Annotated in this window: 16 protein-coding genes; 5 read left to right on the top strand and 11 right to left on the bottom strand. The window is 65.1% G+C overall.

Annotated elements, in window-relative coordinates; all coding sequences use genetic code 11:
• Positions 1-21: 21 nt before the first annotated feature.
• The 3 genes from JN302_RS13500 to JN302_RS13490 form a co-directional block, all read right to left on the bottom strand.
• Positions 22-3495 carry an indolepyruvate ferredoxin oxidoreductase family protein gene (locus JN302_RS13500; protein ID WP_202333222.1) on the bottom strand — a complete coding sequence of 1158 codons (3474 nt, stop codon included), beginning with the start codon at positions 3493-3495 and terminating at the stop codon, positions 22-24.
• 147 nt (positions 3496-3642) lie between these two features.
• Positions 3643-4167, bottom strand: coding sequence for a hypothetical protein (locus JN302_RS13495; protein ID WP_202333221.1), 525 nt, complete (start codon positions 4165-4167; stop codon positions 3643-3645).
• The gene (locus tag JN302_RS13490) at positions 4160-4765 is read right to left on the bottom strand and encodes a CGNR zinc finger domain-containing protein (RefSeq protein WP_202333220.1); all 606 of its coding nucleotides are present in this window, start codon (positions 4763-4765) and stop codon (positions 4160-4162) included. Before JN302_RS13490 ends, JN302_RS13495 begins: the two co-directional genes overlap by 8 nt.
• A gap of 92 nt (positions 4766-4857) precedes the next feature.
• On the opposite strand from JN302_RS13490, the gene JN302_RS13485 reads away from it, so the two are divergent.
• From JN302_RS13485 to JN302_RS13470, 4 genes are all read left to right on the top strand, one after another.
• Complete coding sequence (locus JN302_RS13485) at positions 4858-5766, top strand: branched-chain amino acid ABC transporter permease (RefSeq protein WP_202333219.1); 909 nt, start codon at positions 4858-4860, stop codon at positions 5764-5766.
• Positions 5767-5965: 199 nt separating this feature from the next.
• Positions 5966-6550 carry a TRAP transporter small permease subunit gene (locus tag JN302_RS13480; protein ID WP_202312792.1) on the top strand — a complete coding sequence of 195 codons (585 nt, stop codon included), beginning with the start codon at positions 5966-5968 and terminating at the stop codon, positions 6548-6550.
• Positions 6547-8295: a TRAP transporter large permease gene (locus JN302_RS13475; protein WP_202312789.1), complete on the top strand. Its 1749-nt coding sequence runs from the start codon at positions 6547-6549 to the stop codon at positions 8293-8295. Before JN302_RS13480 ends, JN302_RS13475 begins: the two co-directional genes overlap by 4 nt.
• A 395-nt stretch (positions 8296-8690) precedes the next feature.
• Positions 8691-9065, top strand: coding sequence for a VOC family protein (locus JN302_RS13470; RefSeq protein ID WP_202333218.1), 375 nt, complete (start codon positions 8691-8693; stop codon positions 9063-9065).
• A 54-nt stretch (positions 9066-9119) separates the two neighbouring features.
• Here JN302_RS13470 and JN302_RS13465 read toward each other — a convergent pair whose 3' ends face one another.
• Complete coding sequence (locus tag JN302_RS13465) at positions 9120-10226, bottom strand: TRAP transporter substrate-binding protein (protein ID WP_202312786.1); 1107 nt, start codon at positions 10224-10226, stop codon at positions 9120-9122.
• 414 nt (positions 10227-10640) lie between these two features.
• Positions 10641-11747, bottom strand: coding sequence for a TRAP transporter substrate-binding protein (locus tag JN302_RS13460; protein WP_202312784.1), 1107 nt, complete (start codon positions 11745-11747; stop codon positions 10641-10643).
• A gap of 305 nt (positions 11748-12052) precedes the next feature.
• Between JN302_RS13460 and JN302_RS13455 the strand changes: the two genes are divergently transcribed.
• Entirely contained in the window at positions 12053-12826 is a 774-nt protein-coding gene (locus JN302_RS13455) for a gamma-glutamyl-gamma-aminobutyrate hydrolase family protein (RefSeq protein ID WP_202333217.1), read from the top strand.
• Positions 12827-13052: 226 nt separating this feature from the next.
• On the opposite strand, the gene JN302_RS13450 is transcribed toward JN302_RS13455, so the two are convergent.
• The 6 genes from JN302_RS13450 to JN302_RS13425 all read right to left on the bottom strand — a co-directional run bounded on the left by JN302_RS13450 (position 13053) and on the right by JN302_RS13425 (position 18631).
• Entirely contained in the window at positions 13053-14024 is a 972-nt protein-coding gene (locus JN302_RS13450; protein WP_202333216.1) for a 2-hydroxyacid dehydrogenase, read from the bottom strand.
• Positions 14025-14045: 21 nt separating this feature from the next.
• Positions 14046-15065, bottom strand: a complete 1020-nt coding sequence (locus JN302_RS13445; protein ID WP_202314740.1) for a LacI family DNA-binding transcriptional regulator — start codon at positions 15063-15065, stop codon at positions 14046-14048.
• 57 nt (positions 15066-15122) lie between these two features.
• Positions 15123-16064, bottom strand: coding sequence for a DMT family transporter (locus JN302_RS13440; protein ID WP_202333215.1), 942 nt, complete (start codon positions 16062-16064; stop codon positions 15123-15125).
• A gap of 93 nt (positions 16065-16157) precedes the next feature.
• Positions 16158-16628 carry a MarR family winged helix-turn-helix transcriptional regulator gene (locus tag JN302_RS13435; RefSeq protein ID WP_202312776.1) on the bottom strand — a complete coding sequence of 157 codons (471 nt, stop codon included), beginning with the start codon at positions 16626-16628 and terminating at the stop codon, positions 16158-16160.
• 336 nt (positions 16629-16964) lie between these two features.
• Positions 16965-17921, bottom strand: coding sequence for a FecR family protein (locus JN302_RS13430; protein ID WP_202333214.1), 957 nt, complete (start codon positions 17919-17921; stop codon positions 16965-16967).
• 128 nt (positions 17922-18049) lie between these two features.
• The gene (locus JN302_RS13425; RefSeq protein WP_202314738.1) at positions 18050-18631 is read right to left on the bottom strand and encodes an RNA polymerase sigma factor; all 582 of its coding nucleotides are present in this window, start codon (positions 18629-18631) and stop codon (positions 18050-18052) included.
• Between the last annotated feature and the right edge of the window lie 76 nt (positions 18632-18707).

Here is an 18707-nt window from a genome sequence, read left to right as displayed (position 1 = left end):
CGCAGAGACAGATCATGTTAACTATTCTGCAGCCTGAAGTAGTTCTTTTTCCGGCGCTCCCGCAAGCCTTTCCCGCAGGCGCGACCTTTCTCCTTCCGCCTTTCGAATGCTTGCTTCCTTGACGTGGCCATAGCCGCGTATGAGGGCGGGCACTGAAGCGAGCGCCGCGGCCGCCTCGAGCCGATCGGGCGACATCACGCGCAGGATCGTGTCCAGATCCCCCTCGTAGTCGGCCAGCAGGCGCCTTTCCGTGCGCCGCTCGGCGGTGCGTCCGAACAGGTCGAAAGCGGTGCCGCGCAGTCCCCTCAGCCCAGCCAGCAGCCGGAAGCCGGTCATCATCCATGGGCCGAAGCTCGACTTGCGCGGAGCGCCGTCGGCACCGCGGCGACCCAGGATTGGAGGCGCCAGATGGAATTCGAGCCTGTCGTAGGACTGGAACTGGCCGGCGAGCTGCCTGGCAAAGGAGCCGTCCGTGTAGAGCCGCGCGACCTCGTACTCGTCCTTGATCGCCATCAGCTTGAACAGATTGCGCGCCACCGCCGCGGTGACGACCGTCGATCCGTCGGCCGCCTTAGCCTCGGCAGCCCGGACGGCGGCGACGCGATCGCGGTAACGCCGGGCATAGGCCGCGTTCTGGTAGGCCGCGAGGAACTCGGCGCGGCGCGCGATGACCTCGTCCAGCGTCTGCGCCAGAGCCGGAGCGACGGTCCGATCCTGCGTGGCAGCGAGCTCACGCACGAATTCCGGCTGGTGCGCGGCGCGGCGTCCCCAGCGGAAAGCGGCGATGTTCATCGCGACGGCCTCGCCGTTGAGCGCGATCGCCTTCTCGACCGCTTCTGTCGAAACGGGCAGCCCGCCATGCTGGCAGGCAAAGCCCAGCATGAACATGTTGGCGCCGAGAGAATTGCCGAACAGGGCCGCCGCGGTCCGCGTCGCGTCGAAGAAATGCGCCTTGTCGCCCGCCGCCCCGCGGATCGCCCGCTTCAGCCGCTCCGTGGGCAACGTGAAGTCGGCCGAGCGCGCGAAGTCGCCCGGCATCACCTCGGCGGTGTTGGCCACGAAGATCGTATGGCCTTCGCGCACCGCCGCGAGCACCTTCTTGGCGCCCGATACCACCAGGTCGCAGCCCAGGATCAGATCGGCCTTGCCGGCCGAGACGCGGATGGCGTGGATCTCCTCCGGGGTCCTGGCGATGCGCACATGGCTGAACACGGCGCCGCCCTTCTGCGCGAGGCCCGCCATGTCGATCATGCCGCAGCCCTTGCCCTCGATATGCGCGGCCATGCCGAGGATCGCCCCCACCGTGACGACCCCGGTGCCGCCGACCCCGTCGATGATCGAGGCCCAGCCTTCACGGCCAAGTTCGAACGGCCGGGACTCCGGCACGCCGTCGAGCGGGTCGGCCTTGCCGGCGATGCCCTCGACCTTGCGGATCTTGGCGCCGTGCACCGTGACGAAGGACGGGCAGAACCCGTTGACGCAGGAGAAATCCTTGTTGCAGCTCGACTGGTCGATGCGCCGCTTGCGGCCGAATTCGGTCTCCACCGGCTGCACCGACACGCAGTTCGACTTCACCCCGCAATCACCGCAGCCTTCACAGACCAGCTCGTTGATGATGATGCGCCTGTCGGGATCGGGAAAGGTGCCGCGCTTGCGCCGGCGCCGCTTCTCGGCCGCGCAGGTCTGGTCGTAGAGCAGCACCGAGACGCCCTTCACCTCGCGCAGTTCGCGTTGCACGAGGTCGAGATCGTCGCGATGATGGATCGTCGTGCCGGGAGGGAATGCCGCGACCCCGGAATATTTGCCGGGCTCGTCGGTGACGACGGCGATGCGCTCCACGCCTTCGGCCCGCACCTGCCGGGCGATCATGTCGACGGTGAGATTGCCTTCATGCGGCTGGCCGCCGGTCATGGCGACCGCGTCATTGTAGAGGATCTTGTAGGTGATGTTGACTTCGGAGGCGAGCGCGAAGCGAAGCGCCAGAACCCCGGAATGGTTGTAGGTGCCGTCGCCGAGATTCTGGAACATGTGCTCGCGCCTGGAGAACGGCGCCTGGCCGATCCATTGCGCACCCTCCCCGCCCATGGCGGTGAAGCCGATCGTCTGGCGGTCCATCCAGATAGCCATGAAATGGCAGCCTATGCCGCCACCGGCGATGGAGCCTTCGGGCACCTTGGTCGAGCTGTTGTGCGGGCAGCCCGAACAGAAATAGGGCGTACGGGCCGCGACATCCTTCGTGTCGGCGAGCATGGCCTGGAACTGCCGCAACTGCGCGACGCGGGCGGCAATCTCCTCCGAGGGGCCGATGACCTTGAGGACCCGCTCGCCGAGCGCGATGGCGATGTCGTTGGGGTCGAGCGCGCCCTTGGCCGGGAACAGCCAGTCGCCGCGCTCGTCCTTCTTGCCGACGACGACAGGCTGCATCGAGGTGCCGTAGAGATCCTCGCGCACCTGGACCTCGATCAGCGAACGTTTCTCCTCGACCACCACGATCGTCTCGAGGCCGCGCGCGAAATCCCTGATGTGCTCGATGTCGAGCGGCCAGGGACAGCCGACCTTGAACAGGCGCACGCCCATCCGGTTGGCGGCTGCCTCGTCGATGCCGATGTCGTCGAGCGCCTGACGGACGTCCAGATAGCTCTTGCCGACGGTGATGATGCCGAGCCTGGCCTGGCTGCCGCCGGAATAGATGATGCGGTTGAGATTGTTGGCGCGGATGAAGGCAGCCGCCGCGGTCCGCTTGTATTCGTGCAGCCTGGCCTCCTGGCCGAGCTGATCGAGTTCGTGGCGGATGTTGAGGCCGCCGGGCGGCATGTCGAATTCGGGCAGGACGATACCGAGCCGCTCGAGCGAAACATCGACGGAAGCGGTCGATTCGATGTTGTCCTTCACGCATTTGATCGCCGCCCAGGTACCCGCGAAGCGCGACATGGCGAAGCCGTAGAGCCCGTAGTCGATGAGTTCCTGGACCCCGGCCGGATTGAGGATGGGGATCATGGTGTCGACGAACAGGAATTCCGTCGCATGGGCGTTGGTCGAGGATTCGGCGGTATGATCGTCGCCCATCAGGGCGAGCACCCCGCCATGCTTCGAGGACCCGGCGAGATTGGCATGCCGGAACACATCGCCGGAACGGTCGACGCCAGGCCCCTTGCCGTACCAGACGGAAAACACCCCGTCATGCTTGCCCTCGCCGAGCAGTTCGGTCTGCTGGGTGCCCCAGCAGGCGGTCGCGGCCAGCTCCTCATTGAGGCCGGGCTGGAAGACGATGCTGGATTGGGCGAGCTGCTTCCTGGCCTTCCAGAGCTGGAGGTCGAGGCCGCCGAGCGGCGAGCCGCGATATCCCGAAACGAAGCCTGCCGTGCCGAGGCCGGCCCGCCGGTCGCGCTCGCGCTGCATCAATAGCATGCGGATGACCGCCTGCGCGCCCGAGAGGAAGATGCGTTCCTTGGACAGATCGAACTTGTCGTCCAGGGCGACGTCGTGAAGCGTCATCACCAACTCCTCTGCGCAGCCCATGACCGATTCGCCGCGTCGACCGACATCGGGCAAGCGATGGTTTAGTGTTTCCGCCCCTCATTGCAACGTCAAACGAAATCGCACCGGACGCGCGACAATACGAGATCGGTCCTGAACGACAGGTCAGCGCGGCGGACAGGACCGGGTGGCGCCGCGCAGCTTGCCGTCCGGATGGCCGGCGAGATCGGGATTGGGCGTGTAGGCGGGACCGACCACGAGCGGCGCATCCGGCAGCAGGGCCTGGTCCTCCGACGAAACCATGGTCGTCCTGATGGTCTGGCGCGTCGCGCCGTCGGCCCCCTCGATGGCGATCGACACGGCATAGGGTCTGTCCTTGGCCACGCAGCGCAAGGGCGGGCTCTCGATCGTGGTCTTGTCGAGCTTCGGCCAGATCTTCTGGCGCACCACGATCGGCTCCCCGCCCGCGGGGTCCTCAAAGGTCGCCACCGCCGTCTCGTCGTCGCGCGGCGGCTGCAAGGGCTTCAGCGTGACGAGATAGGTCGCCGTCGCCACACGGTAGTTGAAAATGAAGAGCTTGCCCGAGATCTCGTAATGCTCACCCTCGCCGCCGCTCTCGCGGCACGCGCCGAGGACAGCGAGAGCGAGCAGGGAAACGGCAGCCGGCCAGCGACCGAAGACGCTACGCATCCGCAAGACCCTCCTGCGCGGCAAGGCGCCGCCGATAGTGGCGTCTGGCCTTCTGCCGGTTGCCGCAGACGGCCATGTCGCACCACAGCCGACTGGAATTGCGGCTCCTGTCGAGGAAGAGCCAGTTGCAGTTCGGACAGATACGCAGCCTTGCGGTAGTCCCGGTCGAAAGCAGCGACAAGGCCGAGACTGCGAGGGCCGCCTCGAAGGCGAGCGGGGTCGCAGGATCGCCGAAGGGGCGCTCGCCCAGACCGAGGTCGTCATGGCCTTCGAGGCCGGCGGCACAGGCGCGCAGCAGCCGCGGCAGGGCTCCTCCGCCGTAGCGGCCCTTCTGGACAGCGCCCCGGAACAGGCTGTCGGTCGCCTCGCGAATCTCCAGGACGAGCGGCCGCACGGCCTCAGGGTCCGCGACCGAAAGGCGACGGTTGCCCAGCTCCTCGCGGCGGAAACGGCCGGCGGCTTCGGCGAAACGTGCGATCTCGATCGGCTCGGCGAAACGATCGAAGCCGCGCGGATCACCGCGCAGCACGACCGTGTTGGCCGCGTCGAGCGCCAGCACGCCACCAGCGAACCTGTGAGCTGTCCATGAAACCGCCATCCCCACAATCTAACTGGTAAAATGGATTTGACAAGTTAGCAGGTGACAGGCAACGTCTTGCCACGAACGCGGGGCGGGCCGACGGACCAGCAATGCCGTACTTCCTCCAGCAGGTTCTGAACGGGCTCCACATGGGTGCTCTCTATGCGTTGCTCGCCTTCGGCTATGCGCTCACCAACGGCGTGGTGCGGCGCACCAACCTCGCCTATGGCGCCGTCTTCGCCTTCAGCGGGCAGACCATGATCCTGGTCGCGGTCTTCGGCTGGTACGTCCTGTGGCTGACCCTTCCGGCGACCGTCGTCCTGGGCATCGTCGCAGCCTTCGCCTACGCGATCCTGATCGGCATGATCCTGGCGCGCAGCGTGTTCTCCCCGCTCGCCCGGCGCACACCCAACGCGGTGGTGACGGCCACCCTCGGCGCCTCGATCGTCCTGATGGAACTCGGCCGCATCGCGGCGGAGACGCGCGATTTCTGGCTGCCGCCCATGCTCGCCGAGCCAGTGGTCTTCCTCATGGCGGACGGTTTCCGCGTCACCCTTACCGTCATCCAGCTCATGAACTGCGCCCTGATCGTACTGGCGTTGGCCCTGGCGACGCTGGCCCTCGCCCGCACAGGTTTCGGCCGATCGTGGCGCGCGGTTTGCGACGACCCCAGGGCGGCCGCCATGTGCGGCGTCGACGTGCCTGCCGTCTTCAACGGCGCGATCGTCGCCGGCGGCCTCGCGGCGGCGACGGCCGGCATCCTGGCCGCGCTCTATTTCGGCAATATCAGCTTCGGAACAGGACTGGTCTTCGGCCTCAAGATCCTGTTCGTCGCCGCGGTCGGCGGCTACGATTCGCCGCCGCGCGCGGCCCTCGGCGCGGCCGTCTTCGGCATGGCCGAGGCGCTATGGTCCGGCTACTTCCCGATCGAATGGCGCGACGCGGCGGTTTTCGCCGCCCTGATCGTGCTGCTCGTGCTCAGACCGGGCGACGGGCAGTCGCACGCCGCCAGGCCCTGACGCCGCGTCACCTAAACCATCGTCGTATTCCTACGATCTTTTCGCGCCCCCGCGATGCTGTTATCCAGCGGCGCGCCGCTCGCCCGCATGTTGACGTGGCCGGGCAGCGTCTGCATAGGCTTAGGCAAGCGCTGCGTTCCGGGACAAGCCAGAGGGGGCGCCTGGCCTGCACGCGAAAAGAAAGAACCGGGAGGAATGCATGGCTGGGCTTCTTGCTCTCTCCAGAGCCATCGATCGCTTGAACGAAACTATCGGCAAATGGATCGCCTGGCTGATCCTGCTGTCCATCCTGATCAGCGCCGGCAATGCAGTGATCCGCAAGGCGTTCAACATGTCGTCGAACGCCTGGCTCGAGCTGCAATGGTATCTGTTCGGTGCCGCCTTCCTTCTGGCCGCCGCCTATACGCTGAAGCAGAACGAGCATATCCGAATCGACATCGTCTACGGGATGTTCTCGAGGCGCATCCAGCATTGGATCGACCTCTTCGGGCATGTCTTCTTCCTGATGCCTTTCGTCCTGCTGATGATCTATTACTTCGTGCCCTATGTGAGCCTGTCCGTTCGGTCGGGCGAAATGTCGTCGAGCGCCGGTGGCCTGGTTCTGTGGCCGGCCAAGGCGCTGCTTCTCATCGGCTTCACGCTGCTCGGCCTCCAGGGCGTGTCCGAGATCATCAAGAAGATCGCCATAATGCGTGGCGACATGGAGGACCCCAACCCCTTCATATCGACCCATGAACAGGCCGAGCTCGAGGGCCAGGCCATCGCCGGGGAGGTGCGCTCGTGATCGAGTTCATCGCCCAGAACATGGCGCCGATCATGTTCTTTTCGCTCATCATCTTCCTCCTGCTCGGCTATCCCGTCGCCTTCTCGCTGGCCGCCAACGGCTTGCTGTTCTTCTTCATCGGCGTCGAGCTGGCGCCGTTTTCGAGCGGCACCATCAATCTCTCCTGGCCGCTTCTCTATGCCCTTCCGGAACGTTTCTGGGGCGTATTGTCCAACGAGACGTTGCTGGCCATCCCCTTCTTCACATTCATGGGGATCGTGCTGGAGCGGTCGGGCATGGCCGAGGACCTGCTCGATACGGTCGGCCAGCTCTTCGGCCCGGTTCGGGGCGGTCTCGCCTATGCGGTGATCTTCGTCGGCGCGCTGCTCGCAGCGACCACCGGCGTCGTGGCCGCCTCGGTCATTGCCATGGGCTTGATCTCGCTTCCGATCATGTTGCGCTACGGCTATGACCGGCGCATCGCCTCGGGCGTCATCGCGGCCTCCGGCACGCTCGCCCAGATCATCCCGCCCTCGCTCGTGCTCATCGTTCTTGCCGACCAGCTCGGCCGGTCGGTCGGCGACATGTACAAGGGGGCCCTTATCCCCGGCCTCGTCCTGACCGGCCTCTACATGAGCTATGTGCTCGTGATGTCGATCATCCGGCCGAAGGCGATGCCGGCTCTGCCGCTCGAAGCGCGCACGCTGGGCTCCGGCGTCACCTCGCTGCTGGTCGCGCTGGTCGCGGCCGTGATCGTCGCCTATGCCGCGCATATCTATCTGTCGCCCACGCAGGGCGCCAATGCCGACATTCTCGGCGCGACCGTGGGCGTCATCGCGATCTACGTCGCGGCGATCCTCGACAAGTCGCTCGGCCTCAAGATGATGTCGCGCCTCGCGCAGCAGGTCATCATTGTGCTCATCCCGCCGCTGGCGCTGATCTTCCTCGTTCTCGGCACCATCTTCCTGGGTATCGCCACCCCGACTGAGGGCGGCGCCATGGGCGCCGTCGGCGCATTGATCATGGCGGCGGCCAAGGGACGACTGAACCTCGACGTGGTCCGTCAGGCACTGGCCTCGACGACCAGGCTTTCCTCCTTCGTGCTGTTCATCCTGATCGGCGCCCGCGTGTTCTCGCTCACCTTCTACGGCGTCAACGGGCACCTCTGGGTCGAGCACCTGCTGGTGTCGCTGCCCGGCGGCGAGGCCGGCTTCCTGATTGCCGTCAACATCCTGGTCTTTCTGCTCGCCTTCTTCCTGGATTTCTTCGAGCTGGCCTTCATCATCGTGCCGCTGCTGGCGCCCGCTGCCGACAAGCTCGGAATCGATCTGATCTGGTTCGGGGTGCTGCTCGGCATCAACATGCAGACCAGCTTCATGCATCCGCCCTTCGGCTTCGCGCTGTTTTATCTGCGCTCGGTCGCGGCGCGCGTGCCTTATCTCGACAAGGTCACCGGCAAGCAGATCGCCCCGGTCACGACGGGGCAGATCTATTGGGGCGCGGTACCCTATGTCTGCATCCAGGTGGTCATGGTCGGCCTCACAATCGCCTTCCCGCAGATGGTGACACACTACAAGGGCGAGACCGTGAACCCCGCCGACGTCGAGATCGTCGTACCGCCCTTCGGCGGCGGCGATCAGCCGGGCCTGCCGGGACTTGGTCTGCCTCCGTTCGGCGCACCGCCGACCGACGGCGGCCCCGCAGCGCCGGCAGAACCGGCCACGCCGCCCGCGAACGATCTTACGCAGCCGCCGAAATTCAACTGAGCCCGCTGTTCCGGCTCTCCGCCGCCCGCGAAGGGCGGCGGAGAGCGCAAGCGCCAGGCAGTCGCGAAAGGGCCGTTGCAACGCATCGGCTGCCGCGCTACACGATCCCTGCCGAAAAAGACATGGCCGGTTCGGTGAGTCCGGCCACTTCCCTTCGCAACGCCCCGAAGATCGGCTTCGATTGTTCGGAAGCGCCATGCGTCGGTTCATGCGCCCAAATGGACGTATGACACTTCCGGGAAGCCTGTCCGCCGCCTTTCGAGACGGCAGGACCCACGGCCGGACTGCGAAGGCTACCGCCCGCGCAGCCGGCGGGTCATGGCTTCGAAATCCATCCGGCCGACTGCCGTTCCCCGCCTTCCTGTCCGAACGCCAACGCCAGACAGGAATGGATCATGAAACTCAACCACGCCAATCTCTGCACCACTGATGTCGCCGGCCTCGCCGACTTCTTCACGCGTCATTTCGGCTTCGAGCTCGTCGCCATGCGCGGCAATGACGCCTTCGCGATATTGCGGGGCACCGACGGCTTCGCGCTCAACCTGATGCGCCCCGGCAAGGGCGGCAAAGCCGACTACCCCGAAGGCTTCCACATCGGCTTTCTCGTCGGCGACGGCGACGAAGTGCGCGCCAAGCATGCCGAGATGACGGAGGCAGGTCTCCGGCCGGACGAGATCCAGAACCTGATGCGCGGCGGCGCCGCGACAACCGTCTTCTATTGCCTCGCTCCCGGCGGCCTGCTCGTCGAGGTCAGTGCCGATGTCAGCTGACGAAAACGCCCCGGAGTCTGTCCGCTCCGGGGCGTCCTTCTCACGGTGTGAGGCTCAGAGCTTGCCGCTGCGCTGCTGGATCATCATGAAGGTGTCGAACGTATATTCCGAAATCTGCGCCCACAGATAGGCGTCCTTGCGGAACGCCATCTGGCTATCGTAGATTTTCTTGAAGGACGCGTTCGACGCGTTGATTTCATCATAAATCTTGTTCGCCGCATCGAAACATGCCGCCAGGATCTCCTGGCTGTAGGGGCGAAGCTGAGCACCGCCGGCGACCAGCCGCCGCAGCGCGGCCGGGTTCTTCTGGTCGTAGCTCGCCATCATACTGCCGTTGGCCGCCTCGCAGGCGCAAGCGAGAGCAGCCTGATAGGCCTTGGGCAGTTCATTCCACTTGGCGAGATTGACGAGCGTGTGCAGCACCGGCCCGCCTTCCCACCAGCCGGGATAATAGTAGTAGGGCGCGACCTTGTAGAAGCCAAGCTTCTCGTCGTCATAGGGGCCGACCCACTCGGCCGCGTCGATCGTGCCTTTCTCGAGCGCCGGATAGATGTCGCCGCCGGCGATCTGCTGCGGCACGACGCCAAGCGTGGCCATCATCTTGCCGGCCATGCCGCCGATTCGCATCTTCAGCCCCTGAAGGTCGGCGACCGTGTTGATCTCCTTGCGGAACCAGCCGCCCATTTGGGCGCCGGTGTTGCCGCAGGCGAGGCCGTAGAGGCCCTGCGTGGCGTAGAACTCGTTCAGCAGCTCGTTGCCGCCGCCATAATACATCCACGCATTCATCTGGCGGACGTTCATCCCGAACGGCACGGCCGTCGCCAGGGCGTAGGTCGGGTCCTTGCCCCAATAATAGTATGATGCAGTGTGGCAGGCCTCGACCGTGCCCGCCGCGGCCGCATCGGCCGCCTGCAGGGCGGGGACGATCTCGCCGGCGGCAAAGACCTGGATGTTGAAATTCCCGTCCGTCGATTCGCGTACATATGTCGCCATTGTCTCGGCGGCGCCGAAAATCGTGTCGAGCGCCTTCGGAAACGACGAGGCGACACGCCACGAGATCTTCGGCATCGACTGCGCGATTGCCGGCGCGGCGAGCGCAGTCGAAGCGGCGGCGCCTGCGCCGGCAAGGCCGGCCTTTCGGATGAAGGAACGACGATCCATGCAACAACCTCCCTGATTTTCTGGATCTGATGGCGCCGGCTAGTCCCCTGTTGACATTTGTATCGGCAGCCGGCCCCGGACGAATTCAAAACACGGACAGGTTCAACTGTCCAGCATCGGCGGACGATCCATGTCGGCGGAGCGCTCTTTCCATCCGAACTCCAGAGCCTCTCAGATTAGTTAATTAATATAGTGATAGACAACTTGCGGCCTGTCTCATTTCACCTGCCGCATCGGCCGAAAAAGCGTACTCGGTTCGCGGAGAGCAAGAAGCATGGATCCAAAGTGGTCGGGGCGTCCTTAGCGCGCCCGAATGGACGCGCCGCATTCGAGGATATGGGCCGCCCCCCCGAAAGACAAAGCCCCCGGGGACGTCGCCGTTCCCGGGGGCTTAGAGCGTCGATGCGGCGGTGGTCAGAGCTTGCCGTTGCGCTGCTGGATCATCATGAACGTATCGTAATTGTATTCGGCAACCTGCGCGTTCAGGTAGTAGTCCTTGCGGAAGCCGGTGATCGAGTCCCAGATCTTCTTGAATTCCGGGTTGTTCGCCGTCATCTCGGCATAGACCTCGTTGGACTTCTCGAAGCAGGCCTGCAGGATCTCCTGGCTGAACGGACGAAGCTGCGCGCCGTTTGCAACGAGGCTCTTGATCGCGGTGGGGTTCTTGTAGTCGTATTTCTGAAGCATGTCGGCGTCGGCCGCCTGGGCGGCGGTGCGCAGCAGCGACTTGTAGGCAGCCGGCAGTTCCTCGTATTTCGCCTTGTTGAACATGAAATGGACGGTCGGGCCGCCTTCCCACCAGCCGGGGTAGTAGTAGTAAGGCGCGACCTTCTGGAAGCCCAGCTTTTCGTCGTCATAGGGGCCGACCCACTCGGCGGCGTCGATGGTGCCCTTTTCGAGGGCGGGATAGATGTCGCCGCCGGCGATCTGCTGCGGCACCACGCCGAGCTTCTCGACCACCTTGCCGGCGAAACCGCCGATGCGCATCTTGAGGCCCTGCATGTCGGCGACGGTGTTGATTTCCTTGCGGAACCAGCCGCCCATCTGGACCCCGGTATTGCCGCCGGGGAAGCCGACCAGCCCCTGAGTGCCGAGGAACTCGTTGAACAGCTCGATGCCGCCGCCATGATAGTGCCAGGCGTTCATCCCGCGTGCGTTGAGCGCGAAGGGCACCGCGGCGCCGAGCGCCCAGGTCGGGTTCTTGCCCCAATAGTAGTAGGCGACCGTGTGGCAGGCTTCCACCGTGCCCGCGGTCGTTGCGTCGGCTGCCTGAAGACCTGGTACGATCTCGCCGGCGGCGAACACCTGCACGTTGAAGTTGCCGTCGGTCGCCTCGGACAGCATCTTGGCGAGCACTTCCGCGCCGCCGTAGATCGTGTCCAGCGACTTCGGGAATGACGACGTCATGCGCCAGGTGACCTTCGGGCTGGACTGCGCGATCGCCGGCGCCGCGAGTGCGGCGGCAGCGGCCGCGCCCACCCCTGCGGCGCCAGTCTTCCTGATGAATGAGCGGCGATCCATGAACTCTCCTCCAAAATTTTCCGTTCGTTCCTGAGCCGTGCGGCGACCGGTGACCTTCCCGGTTCCTCCGCGGTCGCGGCACAATACATATTAAGCTTATTGTGTCCAGCATGGCGCCTCAACGGACCCACGATATCGTAGAAATACCTACCGGCTGCTCCGCGCGCTGAGACTTTAGTTGTAGGTTTCTCGAGCCCGGGATGCGCAAGGCGCCAGCGGGGAGTTGGAAACGTCCGGGATCCGCATTAGATTCGGGTCATCGTCCGTTTCCGCCCGCAAGCCGGGCCTTCATCGCGAGAGACAGCATGCTGCAGCCGCTTGTGGCCGTATCGACAGACGTCAAGCAGTTCGAGAACTACACATGGCACGCCGCGCCGCAGCAATATCTCGAGGCCGCGATCACAGGCGCCGGCGTGTTGCCGGTGCTCGTGCCGTCCTTCGGCGACCGGCTCGATCTCGATCAGCTTGTCGCTTCGGTGGACGGCGTGATGGTGACCGGCTCCCGCTCCAACGTGCATCCCGCGCTCTATGGCGGCGACGCCAGCGAGGCGAACGGGCCCTATGATCCGGCGCGCGACGCGACGACCCTGCCGCTGATCCGCAAGGCGATCGACTACGGCGTGCCGCTGCTTGCCATCTGCCGCGGCATTCAGGAACTCAACGTGGCGCTCGGCGGCACGCTCGCCACCGAGATCCAGGACGGCGAGGGCATGCTCGACCACCGCGCCCCGGTGAGCGACGATCAGGATGAACGTTTCGCCATCCGCCAGGCCGTCACGATCAAGCCGGGCAGTTGCCTGGCCGGTGTGTTCGGCGCCGGCGACATACTCGTGAATTCGGTCCACCGTCAGGCGGTCGGTCGGCTCGGTAGTCGCCTGCAGGTGGAAGCCGTCGCCGGGGACGGCACGGTCGAGGCGGTTTCGGTGCGTGATGCCCGCGCCTTCGCCGTCGGTGTCCAGTGGCACCCGGAATATTGGGTCAATTCGGACGACGCTTCGGCGCGCATCTTCAAGGCCTTCGGCGAAGCTGTCCGGCTTCACGCCGCGGCGCGGTTGGGGGCCCGCACGGCGGCCGAATAGGCCCGACGCCGATCCACCGGAACGAGCGCCATTCCGGAATCATCGACAGCCGCCCCAGCGAATCGTATGTCGGTCGAGCTTGCAGCGTGTTGGGTGAAAACGGATTAACGCCACACGCTGTAGGTCTTTGGTTTGACGCATGTCTTTGTCCCGGAACCGGTGCGCAATTTCGGGAGATATGCTTTGTGGCTTGGGCGGCCGACAACCCCGACGAACCGTGGCGCGACTAACTCCTGCCCACATGCGCGGTCTCGACGACCGGCGTCAGCGCCCTGCCCTCGCCGAACCATGCGGCGAGATTGTCGACCACCAGGTCGGCCATCGCCTGCCGCGTATGCACCGAGGCCGAGCCGACATGCGGCAGCAGGCAGGCATTGGGCAGGTCGATCAGCGCCTGGGGCACGCGCGGCTCGTCGGCGAACACGTCGAGGCCCGCGGCGCGGATCGTCCCGTCGGCGAGCGCCTTGATCAATGCCGGCTCGTCGACCGTGCTGCCTCGCCCGACATTGACGAAGACCCCATCGGGCCCCAGCGCCTTCAGTATCTCCGCGTTCACTGCCTTTTCGGTGGCCGTGCCGCCCGGCGCCACCGAGATCAGCGTGTCGACGGCTTCGGCAAGGCCGACCAGCGTGGGGTAGTAGGCATAGGTCACATCAGGAACCGCGCGGCGGTTGTGATAGGAGATGGTCATCCCCAGCGCTTCGAGCCGTCGCGCGATGGCAAGGCCGATCCGCCCCAGGCCGAAAATGCCCGCATGGCGGCCGCGCAAGGTCGAGCGCGTCAGCGGATAGGGACCCTCCTTGACCCAGCGCCCTTCGCGCAGCCAGGCCTCGGCCCTGGGCAGTTCGCGGAGCGTGTTGATCAGAAGGCCGAGCGCGGTGTCGGCCACTTCCTCGGTCAGCACATCGGGCGTGTTGGTGACCATCACGCCCTTCTTGCCTGCATAGGCGGCGTCGACCTGGTCATAGCCCACGCCGAAACTGCCGATGATCTCCAGATTGGGCAGCGCGTCGATGAAGGCCGCGTCGATCCGCGTCATCGCCGCGATGCCCCTGACGTCGCGCGCCATCTCCGGCGTCACCAGCGCCGGATCGGCCCTTTCGATACGAATGGCGCGGAAGCTGGCCTCGGTTCGGCCGACGGCATGCTCATGCAGCCTGGCGGGGATCACGATGGTGACGTCTTTCAGCGAACCCACGGCATGCTCCTCATGACCTGTTCATCGTTCGACGGGCCGGGCGGTCGACTGGCGCACATGCAGTTCCGGCTTGATGAGTTCCTGCGAGGCGCGCACCGCCGCGCCGTTGAGACGGTCGAGCAGGACGCGCGCGGCGCGGCGGCCGACCTCGCGCTGGCCGTTCCACACCGTCGTCAGGGCCGGTGTGGCGATCGCCGCCTCTTCCAGGTCGTCGTAGCCGGTGACCGAAATGTCGACCCCGGGGACGAGGCCGGCACGCGAGATGCCGTTCATCAGCCCGATCGCGACGAGGTCGTTCCAGCATACCGCCGCGGTTGGCTTGTCCTTCATGGCAAGGAACTGTCCGGCGGCTTCGAAGCCGGCCTGCTTGGTGCGCGGGCCGGAGAGACGCCAATGCGGCTTCACTTCGAGCCCTGCGGTCTCCATGGCGTTGAGATAGCCCTGATAACGGTCCCGACCCGTGGAGGTCTGGTCCGTGCCGCCGACCATTGCGATGCGGCGGTGGCCGAGGGAGATCAGGTGGTTGGTGGCAAGGCCCGTCCCATAGGCGTCGTCGCCGCGGAAGGCCGGGACGCCGGCGCCCTCGACCGTTCTGGCGATCAGCACAGCCGGCAGGCCGTTCTCTTCGGCCATGCGGATATCCTCGGGCGGCGTGCCGATCGCGGGAGACATGATCACGCCGTCGGCGCCGAGTTGCAGCAGCGTGTCGATGAAGGTGCGCTGCTTCTCGAGCTGGTCGTAATGATTGGACAGGATGAAGGTCTGCCGGCTGCGGTCGAGCTCGCTTTCGATCGAGCGCAGGATCTCGGCGAAGAACGGATTCATGATGTCGTGGACGACGACGCCGACGATGCCGGACCGCGAGGTCCTGAGGCTCGCCGCGCGGCGATTGTATATGTAGCCTATGGCGCGGGCATGCTCCTTGATGCGGTCCCTGGTCGCATCGGCCACGAGCGGGCTGTCGCGCAGGGCCAGCGATACGGTCGCGGTCGAAACGCCGAGCGCATCCGCGATCGTGGAAAGCTTGATCTTCTGAGCCAGCGCGCCCTCCCGGCCTAACCTGCCTGAAACCGGCTTATGCCACTGGACAGAGAAGAATCAAAGCTTTTTGGCCAGTTCCTCGGCCTCCGAATTCGGCCCTGCACTGCTCCTCAGCCGCAGCACATGCTCGCGGTAAACGATGTAGAGACCGCTCGCTATGATGATGGCCGCGCCGATCAACGTCCAGCGGTCCGGGAGTTGGCCGAACACCAGATATCCGGCCGTTGTTGCCCATACCATCTGCAGATAGGGATAAGGCGCCAGCGCCGTGGCGGTCGCCTGCCGGTACGCCTTGATGAGCAGCCAATGGCCGAGTCCGCCGAAGAACCCGAGTGCGGCCAGCAGCAGCCACATGATCGGTTCGCCAGGGATCTCCCCGCGCAAAGGCACGACCGGGAACAGGAGCAGAGCCGGCAGGATGGCGGGATAGAAGATGAGGCTCTCGGAAGTTTCCGTAGCCGAAAGCGCGCGCGTCATCAGCGCATAGAGCGAGCCGGACAGCATCGAGCAGATCGCGAAGAGATGGCCGGCGTCGAAGGCGGCGAAACCCGGCCGGGTAATGACGAGCACGCCGACGAACCCTACCAGCACGGCGAGCCAGCGGCGCCAGCCGGCCCATTCGCCAAGGATGGGCCCGGCAAGCGCGGTGATCACCATGGGCCCGAAGAACAGGATCGACACGGCTTCCGCGAGTTGCAGCGTCTGCAGCGCCAGGAAATTGAATATGGTGGCGCCCACCATGAACAGGGCGCGGACCGCCTGCCTCCACGGGCTCTCCATCCTCAGCCTGGCCGGCAAGGTCCAGGCCTTGAACAGTATGGCGACGAGCACGGCATGGACCGCGAAGCGTGCCCAGGTCACGAAGCCGGAATCGAATCCGGAGACCACGAGGTATTTGGCCGAAGCATCCAGGCAGGCGAACAGGACGCCCGAGGCGAAAACGAGCAGGATTGCGGATGCCGGCGCAGCACCATCCGCCGACTTTGGAGTTGGGTTCAATTGACCGGGCCGTGGAGGAACAGAAACAGGGATTGCTTGTGGGTCAGGACGGCCTCGACGGCAAGAGAAAAAGCCGGTTCGCGGCGAATATCGTTATTCGGCTTCGTCGGCCTCGATCTCGACCAGATCGACCGTGTTGCCCAGCAGATTGGCCTCGATCCGGGCGAGCAGCTTGGACAATGCCTTTTGCTCCTTCCTGTCGAGCCCTTTCAGCGCCTGCTTTTCGGTCTTGCGCACCGATTTCTCGATGGCGCGGATCGTGTCGCGGCCAGCCTCGGTGAGGAAGATATGCGCCTGCCGCGCGTCCGCCTCCGAGGCTCGCTTCTCGAGGAAGCCCTGCACCTGAAGGCGGTTGATCGTCTTGGTGATGGTCGGCGGCCGGACGCCGAGCCGGGCGGCAAGCTGGCCGGGGGTCTGGCCGTCCGCATGGTCGAGCGCCAGCATGATCTGATCCTGGCCCGCATAGAAACCGTGGTCGAGCAGCCGCGCCGCGAGCGCGGTGCGTGCCAGGCGTGCCGCCGAATGGAGGCGGGTCATCGTTGCGCTCTTGTCTGGCTTGGCCATGAGCCCTCCTGAAGCAGCCCCGCCCCATCGCGAAGATAACCGGGACGCGTTCTTTGACAACCGGCGCGGCGACAATCCTTTGCCGGCAATCCGCCTGCGCCGGCCAAGCTAATGCCAGATCGGTATTTCAATTAGATGACAAACGATCTGGGAAGCCGTCGGGATGGGCTGTCTCATCGACATGGCCCCCGATGCACTCATCGCCCGAATGCTTGTGACGGCCATCCCCTCCCTGGACGTGTCGCTGAACGAACTGAAAGTCGGACCGATCGTCAGGGCGCCGGGCGATTTCAACGCGGCCGGTTTCGACGACGCCTATCGCGCGACCGGCCGCAGTCAGTTGCGGATGACGATGACCGGTCCAATCCTGTTTATGCGCACGCCAAGCGCCCGTTCGAGGAAGGCGAGCGCGGCGCCGGTATCGGAGACCGTCATGGTGCCGCTGACCCGGCGCCGGGCCAGTTGGTTGTCGGCGATCACGATTCGCCCGGAGAAATGGCGGCTCATCTCCTCGACGACGTAGGAGAGCGGAGCATTGTCGACGACAAGCAGTCCGCGGCGCCATGAAAGAGCAAGCTCAGTGTCCGCCCTACCGGCCGTGCGCGCGTGAGTGGCGTGGTCGTAGCCAGCCTGCTCCCCTTCCTTCAAGCGCAGGGAATTATTCGCGTTACTCGCGAATTCGACCAGCACAGCGTTATGCGTGACTGTCACGTCGGTCTCGGTGCCACCGAGGCGCACGTCGAAGGCCGTACCGAGCGCCGTGACACGGACGTCTCCGGCCTCTACTGTGAAAGGACGGTCGGGGTCGCCTGCAACGTCGAAGAATGCCTGGCCGCGCAACAGCCGGACGGTTCTATGCGTAGCATCAAAGTCGTGGGCGATGGCGGAGGAAGCGTTGAGCTGCACCGTCGAGCCGTCTTCCAGGGCGACCACCGGCATCTCGGCGGTGCCGGCGATCACATCGGCCTGAAGGCGCATCGGTCCGTCGAACAGCAGGAAGAGTGAGCCGGCGACGAAGAGTGCAAGAAGAGAACCGAGGATCGGCTTTACGACGCTGCGGGGCTTGATCCGGAGATCGCGCAGCGCCGGATCGGATTCCATCGCCATGCGGGCCTCGCCCATCAGGCGCATGGCCGCCTCGTAGGCATCGGCGTTTTCGGGATCACGGTCGAGCCATTGTCGAAAGGCTGCCTCGTCGGCGGCGGTCCGGCCAGCCTCCCGGTTGCGCAAGATCCAGTCCGCCGCTTCAAGATGGCGCCTTTTCTGCGCTCTCGTCAGTCGCCTCTGCAGCATGAACGGTCCCGAATCTCCCTTCTCACTCATTTGACGGATGAGCCGGCGGGTTTGGGACTCCCCGAGCTATTTTTGCCGAGCGGTGACGTTTCGGGGCGGAGCCGTTCGCGCCGCCACGAGCGCGCAATCTAACGCGACCACGACCAGGTGGACAGTTCCATCTCCGCTCCCATGAGCCGGTCGAGGCAGTGGGCGAAAGCGCGGCGAAGATGGCGATCGACCATGTTGCGCGAGATGTTGAGCTTCATGGCGATCTCGTCCTGGGAGAGTTGGTGCAGCCTGTGAAGGATGAAGACGGCGCGCCGCCTTGCCGGCAGTTGGGCGATCGCGTCGCGGAGGACGACGATGCGCGCCTCGATTTCGAGGGCACGGTCCGGTGAGGCGTTGTCCGCCGGGACCGCCTGCGCCTCCTCCTCGGTGCCAGAGAAAAGGCGCGCCTCGAAACTCTCCTTGCGGAAGCGGTCGATGCCGAGATTGACGGCCGCCTGACACAAATAGGATTTGAGCGAGCGCTTGTCGCGCAGGATTTCGGGCCTGGCCGAAAGCTTCAGATAGAGGTCGTGAACAATGTCCAGCGTCGCGGAGCGGGAATGGCCGCTGCGGCCGGCGGCAGCGGCGATGTCGTCGTAATATGCCACGATGGCTCGGTTAAGCAGCTCGTTGCCGTCGAAGTCGCCAAGGCTGGGAACGGTGCCAGACAGATTCGGCATGGTCATGCTTTCGTCCTGGAACATCCGCGGCAGACCGCCAGGCTTCCAGTGGCTCCGAACACGAAAGAGGCATTGC

It is taken from the genome of Mesorhizobium sp. L-8-3 (assembly GCF_016756615.1).
GTDB lineage: Bacteria > Pseudomonadota > Alphaproteobacteria > Rhizobiales > Rhizobiaceae.
This window is presented reverse-complemented; position numbering and strand designations above follow the sequence as displayed.

Coding starts and splice junctions, on each gene's coding strand:
- JN302_RS13500 (WP_202333222.1), bottom strand. CDS start 3,495: ATGACGCTTCACGACGTCGCCCTGGACGACAAGTTCGATCTGTCCAAG.
- JN302_RS13495 (WP_202333221.1), bottom strand. CDS start 4,167: ATGCGTAGCGTCTTCGGTCGCTGGCCGGCTGCCGTTTCCCTGCTCGCT.
- JN302_RS13490 (WP_202333220.1), bottom strand. CDS start 4,765: ATGGCGGTTTCATGGACAGCTCACAGGTTCGCTGGTGGCGTGCTGGCG.
- JN302_RS13485 (WP_202333219.1), top strand. CDS start 4,858: ATGCCGTACTTCCTCCAGCAGGTTCTGAACGGGCTCCACATGGGTGCT.
- JN302_RS13480 (WP_202312792.1), top strand. CDS start 5,966: ATGGCTGGGCTTCTTGCTCTCTCCAGAGCCATCGATCGCTTGAACGAA.
- JN302_RS13470 (WP_202333218.1), top strand. CDS start 8,691: ATGAAACTCAACCACGCCAATCTCTGCACCACTGATGTCGCCGGCCTC.
- JN302_RS13465 (WP_202312786.1), bottom strand. CDS start 10,226: ATGGATCGTCGTTCCTTCATCCGAAAGGCCGGCCTTGCCGGCGCAGGC.
- JN302_RS13460 (WP_202312784.1), bottom strand. CDS start 11,747: ATGGATCGCCGCTCATTCATCAGGAAGACTGGCGCCGCAGGGGTGGGC.
- JN302_RS13455 (WP_202333217.1), top strand. CDS start 12,053: ATGCTGCAGCCGCTTGTGGCCGTATCGACAGACGTCAAGCAGTTCGAG.
- JN302_RS13435 (WP_202312776.1), bottom strand. CDS start 16,628: ATGGCCAAGCCAGACAAGAGCGCAACGATGACCCGCCTCCATTCGGCG.
- JN302_RS13430 (WP_202333214.1), bottom strand. CDS start 17,921: ATGCTGCAGAGGCGACTGACGAGAGCGCAGAAAAGGCGCCATCTTGAA.
- JN302_RS13425 (WP_202314738.1), bottom strand. CDS start 18,631: ATGCCGAATCTGTCTGGCACCGTTCCCAGCCTTGGCGACTTCGACGGC.